Source organism: Wolbachia endosymbiont (group B) of Silvanus unidentatus (assembly GCF_964028615.1).
In the GTDB taxonomy this organism is placed as follows: domain Bacteria; phylum Pseudomonadota; class Alphaproteobacteria; order Rickettsiales; family Anaplasmataceae; genus Wolbachia.
This window is the reverse complement of sequence record NZ_OZ034795.1, coordinates 22567-41459: the sequence shown is the minus strand read 5'-3', so window position 1 is coordinate 41459 and position 18893 is coordinate 22567. Positions and strand designations below refer to the sequence as shown.

Sequence of the window (18893 nt, the reverse complement as noted above, 5' to 3'; positions counted from 1 at the left end):
TATGTCTATTAAACTATTAGTTTTTTATGGTATATACAGTGTTTTTTATTCATAGATATAAGGGGTAACTATGCCAAATACTTCAAAACCTTCCTCTTCTTCCAAGGGAGATGAAGCATCTAAGCCGGTCAAAAAAAGGCAAAAATCTTCCAAGAAATCTGCTAAAGAAACTGGAAGTAAATCTACTGATAGATGTGAACCACTAGCTACAAGTTCTGCAAAAGTGGTTGCGGAAGGAGAACGTTGGTATGAGTTATTAAAAGAAAAAATAGGTTTAGATATTAATGCAAAAAAGTGGATGAAAGAACATCCAGAGTTGGCTTCCCAAAATAAGTCTGAACTACTAATAAGGCTAGCATACGAACTATGTTTAGCTAAAAATACAGAATATGATCCAGAAAACGAAAATGAAGAACAGGATAATAAATACGCAAAGTTTGATGCAAAAAGGATATTTGCATTATTTGAAGTGGCTAATGATCTAATAGAGCAATCAGATCGTAAGAATTTCGTGGAATTTGTATGTCAAAAGGGTAACGTGCAGTTATTGGAAATGATTTGTCAAAGAGAGGAGAAGGATAAAGGAGACAAGAAGTTAGAAAGGCAATACAAATGGAAAGGAACTTTTACTGGTTATTCAAAACCAATAGACTTATTACAATATGTACTTAAGCAGCCATGTCCTCCTGAAATAGTACTATGTATTGCAAAAAAAATATATAGAAGAGCACATATTTTGTGTAATGGAGAACAATATCTTGGTAGCAAACAAGCTGCAAGGATAAAAGGAAACTTGCATTATGCTGTACAAGATTCAAAAGAGGTTTTAAAGCAAGCAATAAAATTAGGTTACAAAGATACAGTATCAGTAATATTAAGTGGTGATATTTATCATTGTATTCGCTTCATGAGATGGAAAGTGTTTCAAGAGAAGCAAGAATTTCGTGAAGCCTACAATATGATAAAAGAAACAGTAGCAGATGTAATAAGTTCATGGGTGGAAGATAAACAATCTTACAAAAGTTCTATACAAGATTTGTTAGATCAAGGAATAGAGAAAGATATGAAAAAAATGAGCAGTGAAGATCTCGTATATCAACTAGAATATCTAGGAAAAAAGGTAATAAATAAAAACAGGATTAGCAAAGAAAAACTCATGAACGAGCTAGAGGAACTAAGAAAGGAAAAAGGAGAAGTAAAACTAAGACCAACTATATTAGGTGCTTTAATATCAACGTTGTTTTTTAAGCATCAAGATGAAGCGATAAAAGGCGAGTCATTTACACTAAAAAACACAAGAGTGGAGAAGAGCGAAAAAGAAAAGAAACTTAATGAATTAAATCAAAAGATAAATAGTGGAGAACGTATAGACGGCATAGTATTAGAGTTAATCAAATCATTGAACTTAGGTTCTCATTTGTCTAGTAACTGGTTCTTTAGAGAAGTGTTAGCAAAAGTTGTGAATGAGAATTTAGATCAGTTAAAGGCAGTTTGTGCTGCTATATGTAAAGAGCCAATGGAAGAATTACTAAAGGGTGAAGAAATTCATGAAAATGTGATTGATGTTTTACAGTTTTTTGATGTTGAAATATTATCCAGTCAAATTACAACGTCAGAAATTCCAAGTAGTTGTTGTTTAGCTAGTATTAGTGATCACTTTATGAGGGATGTAAATGAGATGTCCTCTGAGAAAAAAGCAAAAGAGGATTGTAGTAGTGATGAACTAGCTTTTAGTGGATTGACGAGAAGAACTATACTTGATCTCAAGCAAAAGAAGGGTGAAGGAGGACCTACAGATGAAGAAAAAGAGGATTTAATATCTAAGGCAGTGAGTGAGATAAAAAAAGGAATCAATATTCTTGCTGTTGGTAGTAAGACTTGTGTAGATGTAGAAGATACATTTAAACACTTTGAGCTTATTAACGACGAAATAACAAAAGAGAAGCGTAAAGAAATTGTAGAACTTGTATGTCAAAGGGGTAACGTACAGTTACTGGAAATGATTTGTCAAAAAGAGGAGAAAAATAAAGGAAAAAATATAGTAGAGAGTCAATACAAATGGAAAGGAACTTTTACTGGTTATTCAAAACCAATAGACTTATTACAATATGTACTTAAGCAGCCATGTCCTCCTGAAATAGTACTATGTATTGCAAAAAAAATATATAGAAGAGCACATATTTTGTGTAATGGAGAACAGTACCTTGATAAAAGCCGAGTTGTGCAGATGAAAAAAAACTTTGATTACCAAGATTCAGTTATAAAAGAGTTTTTAAAGAAAGCAATTAAATTGGGTTACAAAGATACAGTATCAGTAATGTTAAGTGGTGATATTTATCATTGTATTCGCTTCATGAGATGGAAAGTGTTTCAAGAGAAGCAAGAATTTCGTGAAGCCTACAATATGATAAAAGAAACAGTAGCAGATGTAATAAGTTCATGGGTGGAAGATAAACAATCTTACAAAAGTTCTATACAAGATTTGTTAGATCAAGGAATAGAGAAAGATATGAAAAAAATGAGCAGTGAAGATCTCGTATATCAACTAGAATATCTAGGAAAAAAGGTAATAAATAAAAACAGGATTAGCAAAGAAAAACTCATGAACGAGCTAGAGGAACTAAGAAAGGAAAAAGGAGAAGTAAAACTAAGACCAACTATATTAGGTGCTTTAATATCAACGTTGTTTTTTAAGCATCAAGATGAAGCGATAAAAGGCGAGTCATTTACACTAAAAAACACAACACAGGATAAGAGTATAAAAGAAAAGAAACTTAATGAATTAAATCAAAAGATAAATAGTGGAGAATCTATAAACGGCACAGTATTAGGATTAATCCAATTATTGAACTTAGGTAGTCATGTGAGTAATAACTGGTTCTTTAGAGAAGTGTTAGCAAAGGTTGTGAATGAGAATTTAGATAAGTTAAAAGCAGTTTGTGCTGCTATATGTAAAGAGCCAATGGAAGAATTGCTAAAGGGTGAGGAAGTTCATGAAGATGTGATTGATGTTTTACAGTTTTTTGGTGTGGAAAAAGATTTTTTACTAGAAAAAAGTATACCAGGAAATAGTGATGATACATTAGTTAGGAATTCACAAAGCGTTGTAGAGACTGTAAGCAATAGATCAGAGAAGAGTATTAGTTCATCAAGTCGACAATCATCTGCTGATCATGATCCACAAAGCAGTACAGTACCTATAAGTCAAGGAGGAAAATCTATACCTTCTGCCGCATCAAAAAAGAGCTGTTCTGCATCAAATCTACCTAGTTCAAGAGTGGCAGAAAAAAATAATGAAGGTGTTATGCAAAATAATTGTGTACAAGGTGGAAATCCTTGTTATAGTATAAATGTGGGTCAGGGGTCTTACTACCCAAATATACGAAATGATTTTATAGGAGGCAGAATGCATGGATCGAATCAATGGGAAGCTATATTAGCTGGTGGTTCTAAGAGGAAAATAAAGAAGTCATCTGATGATAAGTTACCAAAAATTAGTTACTTCAAAGATGCTCATTACGAAAGGTATAGAAAAGAATTACTACGTAGGATACTTGATTACAATCAATTGATTGATAGTCTTGCGATACCAGAGGAAAGTTCAGATAAAAAAATGGGTGACTTATCATTGGATAGTTCATTAGACATTTCAAGTATCTTAATGGATCAGTCAAATATTTCAATGGATCAATCTGACTTTGATGATGTTATTCAAGATTACGTTAGAGGAGTTGAGATGTTAAAAAAAGGGCAAGAAAGTGTAGGTAAGGATAAAATTTGTGAGGCGGCGAAGCAGCAACTCCCACATGCAATGTATGCACATGCAATAATAAAGTTCAAGGAAGTTATGGAAGGTAGTACCACTAATCAGCAAGAGCTGATCAAGGAAGCTGTCAAATATATGAATAATTCAGGGAAGTGTTTTTTCCCCTTGAGTAGTTTTGTACTTGGAATGATGGAGTTACACAATATAGAAACTTATGGCAGCTTGATTCAAAGTGAATCAGGAAAGTCATGGAAAATGCATTTTGCTGATGTCTTGCTGGCTACTGAAGGAACCAATTTTAGAGTTGGGATTGAAGCTTCCAGGGTCTTGAGTTGTATTGGATTAAGTAACCCGATTTTTTTTAAGCCAACTGAGTACTTAAATACAATGGGAGAAAAGAAAGCAATAAAAGAATTAGAATGGATGCTCCAGTATGTAAAATATGAGTTGGCGAGAGACATAGTATCAAATGAAAAAAATTCTCATACCGCACAATATCTGCTTCGAGAATTATCTTTAAGTGGTTTTGTTGATGCGAAATTTTTGTATGCGGTTGCATTGCTCAGCAATGAACTTGAAGAAATCAAAAAGGAAAAAAAAGTTTGTGATCTTCTTGAATCCGTTAGTCTTGAGCATCAAGAAGCAAAGCTTCTCTTGGGGATATTGCCTTTTAGAAAGGGATATGAATCTGTTAAGAGTAATTATTTTGATTATTTAAAAGAGTATGTAAATGTAACATGTGATAATAAGGATTTAAAGAAAACCCGTCTCAAAGAAAAGTTATCTATTTTTGTTGCTTATGAATATATTAACCGCTACAGTCCTTATGTACCATATAACGAACAAGAGGCTAGAAATATTTTGAAGATGAATGGTTACACTTTGGAATTGGACAAGTTAGAAAAAATAATACAAGAACGCAAAGCACCGTCTAAAAACGTATTACCTGATGTAGTAGAAACATTAAAAGGTGTCTATTCTATGTTTAAACAAGAGGATAATAGTAAGTCGTATATTCAACAATTATTACCTGTGCTAAAAGAGCTATATAAGGAATTAAAAGGTAGCAAAATAACTATTCAACAATCGGAAAGACTATCATCTATACTACAACAACTAAAGAGCGTATCCTTTCTTAAGGAGGAGGGTTTTTCTCTAATACAGCAACTATGTTATAATTTAAAAAAAGAAGTTAAAAAACAATCAAGTAGTAGTTTTAAAGAAAAAATATTGCCACTAATAGTAGATCTAGACGAAGGAGTGTTTTTAATAATGCAAGAGCAACGCAAAGTGAATGCTGATGTACAAAAAAGACGTACTTATAGTTTCTCATCTACCAGTACTACTAAACCAATTACTAGACGATATTCGACTGCTACAACAGTACCGAATAGGAGTGAAGGTGTGTCTGGCATTTTTACGTGTCCTTCAACTCCATCTTCAAAGGTAAAGAGATTGTCTTTGACACGAACAACGAGTAGTCCAGAGCTACCGTCTGTAATACGAGCTCAGAGTACGCGGCTTGATTTTGGAACTACGCTACCAGGAGATGATGATGTATTCTCAGGTTGCAAATTACCTTTCATTGTGAAGTGTATATATGATAATCTAGACGATCCTGAGTTTCTAAATGACATATTTAATTTGGCAGTAGACCATTGCGAGAAATATGAATACGATAAGGCTCTTCCCCTCTATCGTCAAGTACTTGAGAAAAGAGAAAAATGGCTAAAGTATGATAATTTCAATATTATAATGGTTCATCATAATATAGCACTGACGCTTTACGGACTAAAGAGAGAAGATGAGGCTTTAGAAATTTTTAGTGAAATGCTTTGCAAGTTAGGCAGGGATAGTTATCATACTAAAGCAATTAAGAATAATATTAAAGTGATATTAAATCAAGAGGATGAAAGATATTTCATGCAACTTGAGGAAGAACAAGAGCAAGTAAGGTCTAATTTCTCAGAGTCTGCATCAAGTCATTTTCAAAACACATCAACAGTAGATAACGATAAGGGCAGTTGTGGTTCAAGTTTGAGTTCATCATCTGGCTTCGATAGTGGTCTTTTTACTTTCTCAGATAGGCAGAGTATTAGTAAGAGAGGTAAGTCAGGTTCTAAATTGAGTAACTTATCCACTAGAACGGAACAAGAGCAAAGCTCGGGTAGTTCAAAACAAAATGTTTCTGAAGTGACAAAATCGAACAAGAGTAGTATTGGAGAAGTATTATGTTGGGATAACAGTACATCTGAATCCAGCCAATCGTTTTTGCGTAGTAGATCAGTCAGTGGTAAGCTTAGCGCTACAGGTATGTCTAGCTCTCTTCCCTCTACTAATATGGATAATTTACAAACAGAAAAGCATAGAATATTACAAAGGGATTTGAGAAAGTAGTAGAGCAAGCTGCAAGGGATAGCAAAATATCAACGCATCGATTGGATATTGATTTTATGGAAATACAGAAAGAAGTTACAGGAAAAATCATGAGTGGTAAATTTGATGAGATTTCAGGGATTTTAAAATCGTATGTAGAGAAAGCATGTCCTGATGAGGAAGCTGGTAAATTAAGTCCGAAAAAATTTGAAAAGTTTATAGCTCAATTTAATAAGGGGCCGCGAAATCAATCAATAGAGCAGGTATTACACAATGGAGATGATACATTAGAAGTTGATGGTGTAAAGCAAATGAGTTTAGAGCCTCAAAGTTATTTAAGAAATGCTTCAGTTCAAGGCCATTTGACTCGGGATAAGGTTAAATTAATTTCTTAATCTCATCTACCGAAAGGCCAGTGATTTCAGCGATAACATCAATAGAGACACCGGCCTTAAGTGAGTTTTTGGCAACTTCGATTTTTTCTTCTTGTCTACCTTCTTGTCTACCTTTGTGAGTAGCATCATCGAGTTTTTGAGCAAGGATAGCCTTTTCATCAAGAATACGCTTAATTTCTTGTTCATAGGCAATAAATTCTTTTTCTGACCAGTTGAACCTATTTAGTTCTTCATATGCTCTTTTAATTATTAGATCACTTCCTATTATTCTCTCTAGCTCTTCTTCACTAGTTTCGTCTGCATATCTAAAGAAGTAGACCCATTTTTCAACTATACTTGAAAGCTGATCTTCTTTGGTTTTTGGAAATTTAGGCAACTCAATAAATATAAAGTAAAAATCTTTTAGATCATGTTCATTAGTATCTTCATCGCGAATAGTATGCTTTGATTTGTACTCAGACTTGTCAGGGAATAAAATACAATCTGCTATAGCAATAAAGATAATTTCCTTAAGGTCATGGTATTGATCACCTTTATCAGACTGTCTTGAGTAAGCTTTAGCAGCATAGTATTGTGCACGTTTTTCAAAGCCCTTAGTTTTAGCGACCTGCATTTCAACTATGACTTGCAGCCCATTTTCATCTCTACAAAGAACATCAACAATGCTTTGTTTTTTAGAAGCAATATCAGGGTCTTGAATAGTACTTAAAAACTCTATATCCTGTATTGCGTTTTTTCCAGCAAAGCCGAGAATATCATTAAGAAAGTGAATAAGGATATCTTTATTTTTTTCAGTGCCAAAGATGCGCTTGAACGATATATCATTTTTTGGATCGAGAAACTTAGAAAGAGCCATGAGAAAGTAAGATAAAAAGCATTAATAATTATACACAATTGTGAAGAAATATTCAACTAAAATTCAAACATAGAAAGAAGTATCCCTTTTGTATATCTTTATTTGGTAGTATTAACCTGTATAATATTTATGGCAAATATCTCAATAAGGCATCAGATAGCACAAAAAGTAAGAAATCGTAGATTAGCAAAGGGGTATACTCAAAAAGATTTAGCAAAAAAAATCGGAACAACATATCAGGTAATACTGCAATATGAAAAAGGAACACGCAGAATTTCAATTAAGAAGTTATATGAATTAGCAGAAGCATTATCAACAACTGCTAGAGATCTAGCTTGCATACAAGAAGTATCAAATGAAAAAAGGTATGAGGAAGAGGAGGTACTAAATCTAGTAAGAAGACATAAAGAGATTAAGGATCAAGAATTACGTGAAACGTTTTATTTATTAACTAAATTCATCCGTATTAGTGAGGAAGAAAGTGGAAAGGCGGTAAAAATAGAAGTAGCAAAGGGTTTGGTTAAGGAAGGAGTTTCTGCTCATGTTATCTCTCAAACGACCAGTTTATCTATTGATGAATATGATGAAAAAAAAATTTCTATTCCGTATAAAGTAGGTCGAAGAATAAAAGAATGGAGGTTGAGAAGAGGATACACACAAGAAGATTTAGCAAGTAAAGTGGGCATAATAAATCAAAGAATATATGAATATGAACAAGGACGATCTGCTGTTTCACTTGAAATGTTAGATGAAATAGCAAAGGTACTATTAATTAATATTACAGATCTGCTTCCAGAAACAAGAGAAAATGAGAATAGTGAAGTGGAACTATCAAGGTTAATAAAAGAATACAAAAAGATTAAAAGCCAAGAATTACGTCATGTACTAATAAAATCTCTGTTTGAAAGCATACAAGTTTGCAAAGAGAAAGTGGAGAGAGTAGAAAGGATGAAAATTGCAAAGAATTTAGTTAAGGAAGGAATTTCTATCAATATTATTTTAAAAACAGTAGGTATCTCTTTAGACGAAATTCAACAAATTTAAAATAAAAAAATCAGTATCTATTAACATTTTTACTTTTTGATGAAAAAATAAGTAAAAAAGATTTAAAAATTGATTTGACTTCACTCAAAAGCTATGGCTTTATGCCAATGCTGATAAAAAACAGCAGTAAATAATTAAAAATATTTTGTTATTAGTGAAGGGTAATTTTTATGAATAATAAGAAAGATCGTAGAGAAGAAATAGAATTCAGAGCATTAGAAAGCAACGGTAAAGCACTACTTGATCGTGAAGTAATAGAAACGTTTCTAAGTGCAGTGCATGACAGGGAAGAAGCTCGAATTATTGCTAGAAAGCTAATAGATAATTTTGGAATAGGAGGAGTTTTAGGCCAGGAAATAGATGACTTGAAAACTATAGAAGGGATAACCGACTCTACAGTAGCAGTAATTTTATGCCTAAAGGAAGCTGCAAAGAGGGTACCAAGAGAAGAGTTAAAGAAAGGACCTGTAATGGATAACTTGGAAACCATCGTAAAATATTTAAGGGTGAGTATTGGTTATTCAGAGGAGGAAAAGATGAAAATAATATATTTTGATCAAAAGTGCCGTTTAAAGGGGGAAGAAGTGTTCACTGGTACAGTGGATAAGGTACCTTTTTACATAAGAGAAGTAACAAGAAAGGCATTAATAAGAAAAGCGACGTCAATAATAATATCGCATAACCACCCAGAAGGAAGGTTAAAGCCATCTGATGAGGATGAAGCTGTAACTAAAGACTTGGCTAAAGCTTGTCAGACTATAGGGATTAGGTTACTGGATCACATTATCATCACAAGTGTTGGGTATTTTAGCTTTAAAGAGCAAGGACTGTTATAAAGCAGATATTTGAAGATTTTCATGAGTTGTTTAACTACTTGAATGAAGAAAGTATTTGCAAGTGCATTAATCATTGCTTACAATTAATGAGAAAGTATATATTAAATTAATAATAAAGTAATAAAGTCGGTTATAGACTTAGTTAAATATATTTAATAGCGGAGGCTAATATGAGTAATAAAATAATTGTACCTTTTTATGATCAAGAAGGAGGTACTTACGAGTTAAACATTGATCTTGATAGATTATCAAAAGGTGAGGTGTTAAATGCTATTGTAGGAATTGGTCGTACTAAGGAGCAATCCACCTTTGTAAGCAAAATTAATAAGGCTAAAAAGCCTGAGGAAATAGCACCTTTCCCTGGTAGAGAAGTTCGCGAAAACAAAATCAACTGTGGGAAAGGATTTGACTATGTTTATGGCACAAAACCTGCAAGTGATCAAGAAGATAAAAATCCATTTACCTCTGCCTTGCAAAAAATAAAGCCAAGTATAAGCGAAAGTGAAAAGTTGAGCTGGTTTAAGAGTGGAGTGGTAAAAGCAAAAACCCCAAAAGAGATGAACAAAGTTATAGATGAAGTAATAGGTGATGGAACAAGGCTAAATGCATGTAATGATGGGGAATGGAGTTTCTCAGAGTATGTAGTATTAGGTACACATTTTCATAAATTTGATAAGGTTGATCGTAAAAAGCTAATACGTAAATTAATGTTAAGCGGTGCAGAGTTTCATGATACTCTACTACAGAATAAACTGATAGGTGAAATCTATGATGAGCTACAACCAGAAGTTCAGCCACAGATAGATAAGCAACTAGAAGAACTAGAAAAAGCTGGCGAAAGTGCTGTTCAAGAAGGATCCTTAATAGATCTCGAGATAGACAATACAACATCATATATAGAATTTTCTGATAATAGCAAGGTAGAGGTAGCCAAAATACTGGAAGCAAACAGAAAGTTAGGAAGTAATATTTTAAAAATTGGTAATGATGCAGTTGAGGTTAAAAGCGAGAAGGGAGGTATAAGAAACTATATCGATATGTCAGATGAAAGCTCTATTATATTACAATTTCCTACAAGCATTGGTCAGCTAAATATTATATTGTACCACGATGTAAAAAAATATGATCAAGTACAAGTCAGAGTAGAAAACAAGGAAATGTGGTCTAAATTACAAGAAAGAGGAGAAGAAATAGGAAAAAATTGTCTTTTTGGAGGAGTGAAACTTCAAGAAGCAGTAGAGAAAGGTAATTTCACTAGATGTGGCATATGGAATGAAAAGTATGCTATAAAAGAGGTTAGCAATAATGAAGTATTGTCTCCGTGGGTAAATAGAATACGTGCAGGTAGTAAAGAAACCTTTAGAGAACTTTAATGTGTCTATAGCCAACTGTAAGGTTCCAGAGGTTTTTTCTTACCGTTATATCTGAGCTATAGTAGAAAATATTATATATGGTTCTTTGTATGGAAAAAAGTCTAGACTATGAAGTAGGGCAAAAAGTGAAAAGTTGGAGGTTAGAGAGAGGGTATACTCAGAAGGATTTAGCGGAGAAGGTTGGTGTAAAGTACTGGGCAATACTGCAATATGAAAAAGGGAGTCGTAAAATTCCAATTAAGAAATTATATGCTATAGCAGAAGCGTTATCAGTAAATGTTAAAGGTCTAGTTTGTGGAGAGATGCTACCAAATGAAAAAAGATATTTTGAAGATGAAGAAATATTAAATTTAGTAAAGGGGTATAAGGATAAAGAATTAAGCGAGGTATTTTATTTATTAATCAAATTTATTCGTTTGAGTGAGGAAAGAAGCAGAAAAGCGGTAAAAATGGAAGTAGCAAGGGGTTTGATGAAAGTAGGAGTTTCTGCTCATGTTATCTCTCGAACAACTAACTTATCTATTGGTGAGTATGAGGAGAACAAAATTCCCATTCCATACAAAGTAGGGCAAAGGATAAAAGAGTGGAGATTGATACGAGGATATACACAAAAAGATTTAGCGAATAAAGTTGGCATAACAAATCAAGGAATATACGAATATGAACAAGGGAGAGCTGCTGTCTCACTTGAAATGTTAGATGAAATAGCAAAGGTATTATCAATCAGTATCATAGATCTACTTCCCGAATCAGATGAAGATAGTGAAGTGGAAGAAAAGCTATCAAACTTGATAGAAGAATACAAAAAGATTGAGAGTCGGGAATTACGAAATGTGCTAATCAAGTCTTTATTTGAAGGTATACATGTTTGTAAAGAAAAGGTCAGAGAGGAAAAGAAGATTGAAGTTGCAAGGAATTTAGTGAAAGAAGGAATTGCTGTTGATATTATCTTGCAAACGACAGGCTTATCAAATTATATGATTGAGAAATTTTTGTGATTTCATAAAAACTTAGCCAATAGTGGATTTTTTGTGATAGAATATATGTTTGCTTCTGTAGGAAAAACAGCTTTTAGAGGATTTATCTATGATAATTCAGAGCATGTTGGCTCAGTAAGCTACGAGCTAGGGAAAAAAATAGAAGGTTGTAGGATAGTACAAGGGTATACTCAGGCAAAATTAGCAAGAAAAATTGGTTTAACACATAAGGAAATACATAACTTTGAACTAGGGTGCAAGGCTATTACAATCAAAGAATCGTATATAATAGCAGGAGCATTGTCAGTTAATGTTATAGATCTACTTCCAGAACCAACAGTACTAAGAGAAAACAGTTGGTATGAAGATGAGGATAAAGAAATAGTCTATCTAACAAAAATACATAGAGAAATTAAGGATCAGGAATTACGCAAGAAGCTGTATCCATTAGTAAGGTTTGTATATATTAGCGAGAAAATTAGTCAAGAAGAAGCAAAAATAGAAGTAGCAAAGAATCTAGTGAAAGAAGGAGTTTCAGTTGATATTATTTCCCAAGTGACTCGCTTATCTACTTACGAATATGATGATATAGAGAAAGAAATTTGTACTGATTCTATACTCTACAAAGTGGGGAAAAGGATAAAAGAGCAGAGATTAATACGGGAATACACTCAGGAGGACTTGGCAAATAAAATCGGTTCAACACCTAAAGAAATACACGACTATGAACGAGGATATACAGACATTCCAATTGAAATATTATATAAGATAGCAAAAACATTATCAGTTAACATTAAAGCTCTTGGACTAACAGAATATGAAAATGAGCCAGTTTTGAGGTTTGTAGGTAAATGCGAAAAAATTGAGGATCAAGAATTACTGGATACGGTAGCCAGATCTTTATCTGAAGGAATGCAAACTGGTAAAGAAAAGGTTAAAAAAGCAGAGAAAATCAAGATTGCAAAAGATCTAGTTAAGGAAGGTGTTGCTATTGATATTATTGTGCGAGCAAGTGGCCTAACTGCTGATGAGTTGGGTGAGTGTGAAAATTGAATGTCTTTAAGATATAAGTAAAGTTAGTTAATGATTTAACCAGTAGAATTTGCTAACCAACTTTTTTGGCTCAGTTGAATTTTGCTTGGTATAAATTAAGATATGAAATCGCAAAGTTTATCTATTAATTTCTGGTTGTCCTCTATCATTGCATTTGCCTCTTGCTGAAGAGATTTGATATTTTTGAGTGTAATATTGTCCATCTCAGTCGATGCTACTTTCAATTGCGATTGTATTCTTATATATTTATCGTCTATTACTTGTTCTAGTTGATAATCAACGCAATCCAATCCAGAGGCAAACATCACATTCAGTAGTGGCTTGATCCACCCTATTTTGCCAAATTTCCTTGAGTTAGCATACTTTATACTTCTATCTGTTCCACCAGTGCCTATTGATAGCAGTATAATCTCATCATTTGGAAATAACCTCTTACCACTTGCATATGCACAAGCCGCTGGATTATTGGCAAACACCCCTCCATCCACTAATACCATTTCCTTGTGGTTGACTTTTAAATATTTAGGTGCAAAGTAAGTAGGTGCTGCAGTTGCTGCTCTTAATACATCCCTTAATTTAATAAAATTTCTATCCTCTTTCCAGCTTTTGAAAAAAAATGGGTAGTTATTGTGAATATCGTAACTCGTAATCAACACATTACTTAAAGTGTTTTTAAAGACATCATCGCCAAAATATTTATGAAGTACATACTCAATATTTTTATGTGGGTATTGTGTACAGTTAAACCAAGATAATATTGATCGCCTGAAGAATGAAGATTTAAAAATATATGACCCGTATTCTTGGTAAAACTCAACTAAATCATTGGCTGAATATTGAGGTTTATCTTTTTTACATAATCCTGCCACAACAATCCCACCGGTTGAAGTACCAGCCATTAGATCAAAGATTTCAGCTACTCTCTTTCTTGTTCTTTTTTCTATTTCTGCTAGAATGATGGCTGGTATTATGCCCCTTATGCCTCCACCATCTACTGAAAGGATATATTTAGTCATGTTTAGATATTTATTAATTTTATTAACTAGTTCTCTTTTATCAGGTTGTGTTTCTTGTCCAAGTACTACTGTATGTTTCACTCCTAGAGAAAATTGCACCAATCTAATAATTGATTCCGTAGAGCATGCTAAAGGGTCTGTATTGGTTCAAGCATATTCATTTACTTCTAAATCTATTGCAAAGTCGCTAATCGAAGCTAAGGAACGTGGTGTTGATATTAAGGTTATCCTAGATGAATCACAAACTAGTTCAAAACATAGTGTAATTAACGAATTATTTGAGCACAAAATCCCGATATGGATTGACTTTAAACCCGCTATTGCTCATAGCAAGGTAATTATTATTGATGATCAAAAAGTCATAACTGGATCATTTAACTTTTCAGATGCCGCTCAGCAAAGAAATGCTGAAAATCTACTGATTATAACAGGGGATCCTCCACTAGTTGAGCAATATGTTGAAAATTGGAGAGATCGTCAATTGCAATCTAGGCCTTATACGCCATTAATAGAAAATTGATTACCCACATTTTAAGTTGCTAGCTTTAAAATCATCCAGTTCTTCAGAAAGATTTTTTACCCTTTCCTCAAGTACTAACACTTTTTCCATTAAACCATATTCAATAAGTTTATCGTGAAGCTGTACCCTTGAGTCTAGCTTGGACAACCACCATATGAATCCTACAGTCTGTAGAACTATTGTTATTATTAACGCTATTGGGATTTTTTGCTTTTTCATGTGAAAGTATTAATCTATTATGGATAGTTTGAGGATTTATATAGAGATCATAGAAAACTTACAGCTTTAGTGATTACTTTTTGTTGATTCGTATTGATCCTCTGCTTTAGCAAGTAGCTTTATGATTTTATCGTAATGTTTGTTATTTTTATTGTGTCGCGATTCCACTACAGCCATATTTCTAGGTCTTCTTCCGTCTTGGGCTGTAGCTGTAGGATTTGCTCCTTTGCTTAGTAAAAACTCAACGATTTCCAAATGTCCCTTATCTGCTGCATGGTGCAAAGCTGTCCATCCCATATACCCACCTGTAGCATTTATATTTGCTTTTTCTTTCACTAAAAACTCAACAATTCTTAGACACCCAGAATCAGATGCATGATGTAATGCTGTTAACTTATTAATCTGTACGCTAGTATCTAACAAATTTTCTACTGAGAATTTAACAATCTCTAAGTTACAATTTTCAGATGCAATTTGTAATATTGTTTTATAATTATCTGTAGCTTTTGCTTTCATATAGCAATAAGTAATAATAACACATACTACTGTTACTATAAACCACCAAAAATGTAGCTTATTTCTTGAGTCTCTATTCATATTCAATACCTTTTTCAATATTAAACATTTGTTTTACTGATTTTTCTTTAACGTTGATGCTGATAACACAGTGCGATAACCTGAACTATCTAACACATGTTCTGCTCTGTCGATTACCCATTCACCATCTATGTCTTGATGAAATCCTAACAAGCTAAGTTTTGCCTCTGCAAATAGTTCTGGATTACCAGGCATAATGACATCCAATACTGCATTATTTCGCTTTAATTGTTTTAACTTAGCATTTGCTACACTTAATGCTGATTCTACATTAGAGTAAAGCGTTTGTATAGTATAACTTGGACTACCAGAACCAGCTATTTCTGATATAGTTTCACCTTTTTCATAGCTATGCCATTTTGCAATTACTGAGTTGTACCTACTCACGGTAAAGTGAACCTTCCAATTTATTGTGTCTTGAGGTCTAATAGCTGTTGTTCCTAAAGCTTTTCCAGTTGCCGACTTTGCTTTGCCTTTTGGAATAAAGAGTATATATCCGCCAGCTAGTTTTGCCATTGCTTCGCGTTCTATTGCTATTTTTGTTAGTAAACTTATATCACTTTCTTCTGTTTGGTTAATATGTGGAATCAACACATTTTCAAATTCTTCTGCAACTCTGCACCCATATCCGTGTTTTTCTGCTATTTCATTAACCAAGTTACCTAGAGTAATTTGATGCCATTCTTTAGATACTTTTTCCTTTAATGATAGTCTTAAATTTGTTGCATGAGCTTTGATTAGTAGAGTCTTAGGTGGACTTTGTATTGTAACTTCGTTGACTGTATATATGCCCATTGGTAAGACTCCAGTTTCTCTGTAACCTAGAGCGATATTTAATTCATTCGGAACATCTGTGTTTTCATCCCTATAATCAACATGTACTTCAACTACATCATCTATAGTTCCAGATTCATCTGTAAGGCGCAATGATATAACTCTATCTCTAATTGATTCACATTTATCTATTATAAAATCTGGCTGCATTTATTCCCATACTTTTAATTTTGACTTTTGTAGAGGTTTTTCTGTTACAGGCAATTTAATTTTTAGTCCTACCGGTAAAAAACTTCCATGTTCTGCAAGGCCTGGATTTTTAAGCAATACTTCCTCCACTATTCCATCGGTAAATCCATAATGTTTCCAGCAAATCAGATCTAGCATTTCTCCTTCTTTAGTTAAGTAATATATAGTCATCTATAGCTCTTCAAACTCAAACTAAATTCAACTTTTCTTGGTAGTCCATTAGGTAAAAAATACATCTGCTTTTCTTCTAACCTAGTAATTACGAATTGTCCTAAAATATTACCTAGACTATCTACTAAAACATGCGGTTTTTCAGCTTCTTTCGTATTCTTTAATTGATTTACTCTGTTGAGAATATTAAGGTAAATAACTCCTTCTATATCTACATTTTCCACTCCTCGACCAATATTTTGTAGTGACGGCATTTTATCGATACATTCAATTACACTCCAACGATTTTCTTTACTATACTTCAAACTTATCGGAGTAAATTTATATGGACCAAGAGATAACACAAATAAAAAATTTTTAAAAACATAGTTGATCAATAAAACGTCTCTACTGTATCAAATAAAACATCACGTGATTTTTCTCTTATCCTTTTTATTACTTCATCTGCAAGACTACGAACATCTTGATTTGGCTCTGCTTTAATGCTGATAGTGTAATTATTAGTGATGTTCTGAGTTTTATTTTGTTCTTTATTTTCAAATTTACTCCTTCCAAAATCTGCAAATATCTTATCATTATCGCTCTCTGTAAACTTTTTCTCCTCAATAAGGCTTTTGATTCTGAAATTATTCTGATTTCTCTTGGAAAATTCTTTAATTATACTGTTACTTAGCAAAGGATTTCCACTGTTGAGAATATTACTCTTTAGGGGACTATGTACTGCTTTTACTTCAGTTTTTCTTTTTTCAAACTCTTTCAGTGGGCTATTCCCTAATACTTTTCCAAATACACTTTCCCCTATCCATGAAAAAGCTTCTTCTATGGGTTTTATTATCGATTTCCAAAAGCTAGAGAAAAAGTCTTTCACCTTTTGCCAGTTAGTGATAACAAGAGCTGCGCCAGTAACAAGTCCAGCAATTAAAAGCCCTATAGGATTACTCATTACAGCAAGCGTTATTGCTCTTAGTCCTGTTACTACTGCAGGAAAAACTGTAGCTGATAAAAATGAAAATACTCCAAGTAGGTTTGCTTTCAGACCAAAAATCGTACTTCCTAGCAATGTAAATCCGTATCCTAGTCCTACTGCTGCAATTTTTAAACTTATCAAAGCTGCTACAGTACCCATGATCGTCGTGGTTAAAGTTGGATATTTTTCTGCAAAAGAAGCTATATGCTCTGTTATTGTTTTCAAACTTCCAGCTACATAATTCAAGGTAGGTAACATTACTGACCCTAGATTCATGCCAGCTTCAACTATTGCATTTTTAAGTAATTGTAATTTATTAGCTGTAGTGTCTGCACGATTTTTGAATTCTTCTTGCAGAGAGCTTCCGTACTTTTCTGTATTAGCCAGTAACTTTATTGCATCCTCATACTTATTAAAACTTCCAGCTAATAATGCAATATCATCTTGATATTCCTGACCGAAAAGTTTCATCAGGATTGTAGAACGTTCCTGATTATCCATTTTCTTTAGAGTTTGAAAAAAGTGAAGTAGTGCTTCTTCTCCGCTTTCACTGATCCTTTGTACCATTTCTTCCGCGGTTATGCCCATTTCTTCTAGTGCTGCTTTGAATTCTTTTCCTTGACCTTCAGCAGTTTGAAGTTTGCTAAGCAGTGCATTTATAGCAGTTGCAGCTTTTGCTGGTTGTTTACCTAAACTAATAAAAGCATTTACTAAGCTGCTTGTTTGTTCAAACTTTAATCCAAACTGCTTTGCAGTACCACCAACTATTGCTAGAGCTTCAACCATATCTTTTGCTTTAGCAGCAGTGTTATCTGATAAGTGGTTGATTACATTACCAACATGCTCCATTTCACTAACATCAATTCCATAAACGTTAGAAAGTTTAGCTATGGAATCACCTGCTTGCTCTGCAGACATATCAAATGCTGTAGACATTTTTGCTACTGTTTCTGTAAACTTAAAAAGATCTTCTTTCTTGATACCAAGTTGACCACCGCTTGCAGCTATTTGTGCTAATTCTGCGGCTGATAATGGTATTGTTCTTGACATTTCCTTTAACCCTTCAGCAAATTTAGTTACTTCATCTTTTTTATTATCAAACTTTACTACCTTCTTAACATCAGCCATAGCCGATTCAAAATCAATCGCAACTTTAACTGGAGCTGCAAGCGAAAGACCTAGCCCAATAGTCTCTATAATTTGTGACTTAAAATGTGCTTTACTTGCTAAAAAACTTTGGTGACTACGTATTGCAGACCCAAGCTTACCATACTTACCTTTTAGCACTTCAATAGAAGAACCAAGTTTATATTGATCACTTACTAATGACTTAATATTTCTTCCACTTTTTCTTACTTCTTCATTAAATGAATGTAAAGCATCTCTCTTTTTTAAGTATGCTTCTTTTGCTTTTGTTGCGGAGGTTTTGGCCTTGTCAAACTCTGCTTTTAAAGTTTTGCTTGGTTTCTCTATTGCTTTCATTTGTTTAGCTAAAGATTTTACTTGATCTTCAAAGCCCTTCCACGACCTCCTGCTGGTCAAAACATCATGACCTAACTGTTTAAACTTTGATACTGACTTTAAAGATGAATCAAGCTTTCTTATATTCTCACCAAGACGAGTAAGTTGACTGCTACTTCCTTTTATTACAGTATTAAAACTGCCATCTAAGACTGCTCCGATTTTTATAGATAACGTTGACAT

Annotated in this window: 16 protein-coding genes; 8 read left to right on the top strand and 8 right to left on the bottom strand. The window is 33.4% G+C overall.

What is annotated here, in order from left to right; all coding sequences use genetic code 11:
* Window positions 1-70 precede the first annotated feature (70 nt).
* Together ABWU65_RS00195 and ABWU65_RS00190 are read left to right on the top strand one after the other, a co-directional pair.
* Window positions 71-6163, top strand: coding sequence for a tetratricopeptide repeat protein (locus tag ABWU65_RS00195; RefSeq protein ID WP_353280001.1), 6093 nt, complete (start codon window positions 71-73; stop codon window positions 6161-6163).
* Window positions 6139-6537 (top strand): latrotoxin-related protein, encoded by a 399-nt coding sequence (locus ABWU65_RS00190; protein WP_353280619.1) that lies wholly within the window; start codon window positions 6139-6141, stop codon window positions 6535-6537. The genes ABWU65_RS00195 and ABWU65_RS00190 overlap by 25 nt, the downstream gene beginning before the upstream one ends.
* Here ABWU65_RS00190 and ABWU65_RS00185 read toward each other — a convergent pair.
* Window positions 6521-7393 (bottom strand): Rpn family recombination-promoting nuclease/putative transposase, encoded by an 873-nt coding sequence (locus ABWU65_RS00185; protein ID WP_353280000.1) that lies wholly within the window; start codon window positions 7391-7393, stop codon window positions 6521-6523. The two genes, ABWU65_RS00190 and ABWU65_RS00185, sit on opposite strands and share 17 nt — an antisense overlap.
* A gap of 129 nt (window positions 7394-7522) precedes the next feature.
* Here ABWU65_RS00185 and ABWU65_RS00180 point away from each other — a divergent pair, with 129 nt between their 5' ends.
* From ABWU65_RS00180 to ABWU65_RS00160, 5 genes are all read left to right on the top strand, one after another.
* Window positions 7523-8437 (top strand): helix-turn-helix domain-containing protein, encoded by a 915-nt coding sequence (locus tag ABWU65_RS00180; protein ID WP_353279999.1) that lies wholly within the window; start codon window positions 7523-7525, stop codon window positions 8435-8437.
* Window positions 8438-8607: 170 nt separating this feature from the next.
* Window positions 8608-9273: a RadC family protein gene (locus ABWU65_RS00175; RefSeq protein ID WP_143688756.1), complete on the top strand. Its 666-nt coding sequence runs from the start codon at window positions 8608-8610 to the stop codon at window positions 9271-9273.
* Window positions 9274-9443: 170 nt separating this feature from the next.
* Window positions 9444-10646, top strand: a complete 1203-nt coding sequence (locus ABWU65_RS00170) for a hypothetical protein (RefSeq protein WP_353279998.1) — start codon at window positions 9444-9446, stop codon at window positions 10644-10646.
* Between the two features lie 89 nt (window positions 10647-10735).
* Complete coding sequence (locus ABWU65_RS00165) at window positions 10736-11644, top strand: helix-turn-helix domain-containing protein (protein ID WP_341823998.1); 909 nt, start codon at window positions 10736-10738, stop codon at window positions 11642-11644.
* A 45-nt stretch (window positions 11645-11689) separates the two neighbouring features.
* Window positions 11690-12676: a helix-turn-helix domain-containing protein gene (locus ABWU65_RS00160; protein WP_353279997.1), complete on the top strand. Its 987-nt coding sequence runs from the start codon at window positions 11690-11692 to the stop codon at window positions 12674-12676.
* A 95-nt stretch (window positions 12677-12771) separates the two neighbouring features.
* Here the strand turns inward: ABWU65_RS00160 and ABWU65_RS00155 are convergent, their stop codons facing one another.
* A complete protein-coding gene (locus ABWU65_RS00155; RefSeq protein WP_353279996.1) occupies window positions 12772-13692 on the bottom strand; it encodes a patatin-like phospholipase family protein in 921 nt (306 codons plus the stop codon).
* Here ABWU65_RS00155 and ABWU65_RS00150 point away from each other — a divergent pair.
* Window positions 13691-14212, top strand: a complete 522-nt coding sequence (locus ABWU65_RS00150) for a phospholipase D family protein (protein ID WP_353279995.1) — start codon at window positions 13691-13693, stop codon at window positions 14210-14212. The two genes, ABWU65_RS00155 and ABWU65_RS00150, sit on opposite strands and share 2 nt — an antisense overlap.
* On the opposite strand, the gene ABWU65_RS00145 is transcribed toward ABWU65_RS00150, so the two are convergent.
* The 6 genes from ABWU65_RS00145 to ABWU65_RS00120 form a co-directional block, all read right to left on the bottom strand.
* A complete protein-coding gene (locus ABWU65_RS00145; protein WP_353279994.1) occupies window positions 14213-14431 on the bottom strand; it encodes a hypothetical protein in 219 nt (72 codons plus the stop codon).
* Between the two features lie 66 nt (window positions 14432-14497).
* Entirely contained in the window at window positions 14498-15028 is a 531-nt protein-coding gene (locus tag ABWU65_RS00140) for an ankyrin repeat domain-containing protein (protein ID WP_230609188.1), read from the bottom strand.
* Between the two features lie 33 nt (window positions 15029-15061).
* Entirely contained in the window at window positions 15062-16012 is a 951-nt protein-coding gene (locus ABWU65_RS00135) for a phage tail protein (protein ID WP_353279993.1), read from the bottom strand.
* A complete protein-coding gene (locus ABWU65_RS00130; RefSeq protein ID WP_064085527.1) occupies window positions 16013-16222 on the bottom strand; it encodes a tail protein X in 210 nt (69 codons plus the stop codon).
* Entirely contained in the window at window positions 16219-16566 is a 348-nt protein-coding gene (locus tag ABWU65_RS00125) for a phage tail protein (RefSeq protein ID WP_309166947.1), read from the bottom strand. Before ABWU65_RS00125 ends, ABWU65_RS00130 begins: the two co-directional genes overlap by 4 nt.
* A gap of 29 nt (window positions 16567-16595) precedes the next feature.
* Complete coding sequence (locus ABWU65_RS00120) at window positions 16596-18893, bottom strand: phage tail tape measure protein (protein ID WP_353279992.1); 2298 nt, start codon at window positions 18891-18893, stop codon at window positions 16596-16598.

Coding starts and splice junctions, on each gene's coding strand:
- ABWU65_RS00165 (WP_341823998.1), top strand. CDS start 10,736: ATGGAAAAAAGTCTAGACTATGAAGTAGGGCAAAAAGTGAAAAGTTGG.
- ABWU65_RS00135 (WP_353279993.1), bottom strand. CDS start 16,012: ATGCAGCCAGATTTTATAATAGATAAATGTGAATCAATTAGAGATAGA.
- ABWU65_RS00150 (WP_353279995.1), top strand. CDS start 13,691: ATGTTTAGATATTTATTAATTTTATTAACTAGTTCTCTTTTATCAGGT.
- ABWU65_RS00145 (WP_353279994.1), bottom strand. CDS start 14,431: ATGAAAAAGCAAAAAATCCCAATAGCGTTAATAATAACAATAGTTCTA.
- ABWU65_RS00175 (WP_143688756.1), top strand. CDS start 8,608: ATGAATAATAAGAAAGATCGTAGAGAAGAAATAGAATTCAGAGCATTA.
- ABWU65_RS00185 (WP_353280000.1), bottom strand. CDS start 7,393: ATGGCTCTTTCTAAGTTTCTCGATCCAAAAAATGATATATCGTTCAAG.
- ABWU65_RS00170 (WP_353279998.1), top strand. CDS start 9,444: ATGAGTAATAAAATAATTGTACCTTTTTATGATCAAGAAGGAGGTACT.
- ABWU65_RS00160 (WP_353279997.1), top strand. CDS start 11,690: ATGTTTGCTTCTGTAGGAAAAACAGCTTTTAGAGGATTTATCTATGAT.
- ABWU65_RS00130 (WP_064085527.1), bottom strand. CDS start 16,222: ATGACTATATATTACTTAACTAAAGAAGGAGAAATGCTAGATCTGATT.
- ABWU65_RS00120 (WP_353279992.1), bottom strand. CDS start 18,893: ATGTCAACGTTATCTATAAAAATCGGAGCAGTCTTAGATGGCAGTTTT.
- ABWU65_RS00155 (WP_353279996.1), bottom strand. CDS start 13,692: ATGACTAAATATATCCTTTCAGTAGATGGTGGAGGCATAAGGGGCATA.
- ABWU65_RS00140 (WP_230609188.1), bottom strand. CDS start 15,028: ATGAATAGAGACTCAAGAAATAAGCTACATTTTTGGTGGTTTATAGTA.
- ABWU65_RS00195 (WP_353280001.1), top strand. CDS start 71: ATGCCAAATACTTCAAAACCTTCCTCTTCTTCCAAGGGAGATGAAGCA.
- ABWU65_RS00180 (WP_353279999.1), top strand. CDS start 7,523: ATGGCAAATATCTCAATAAGGCATCAGATAGCACAAAAAGTAAGAAAT.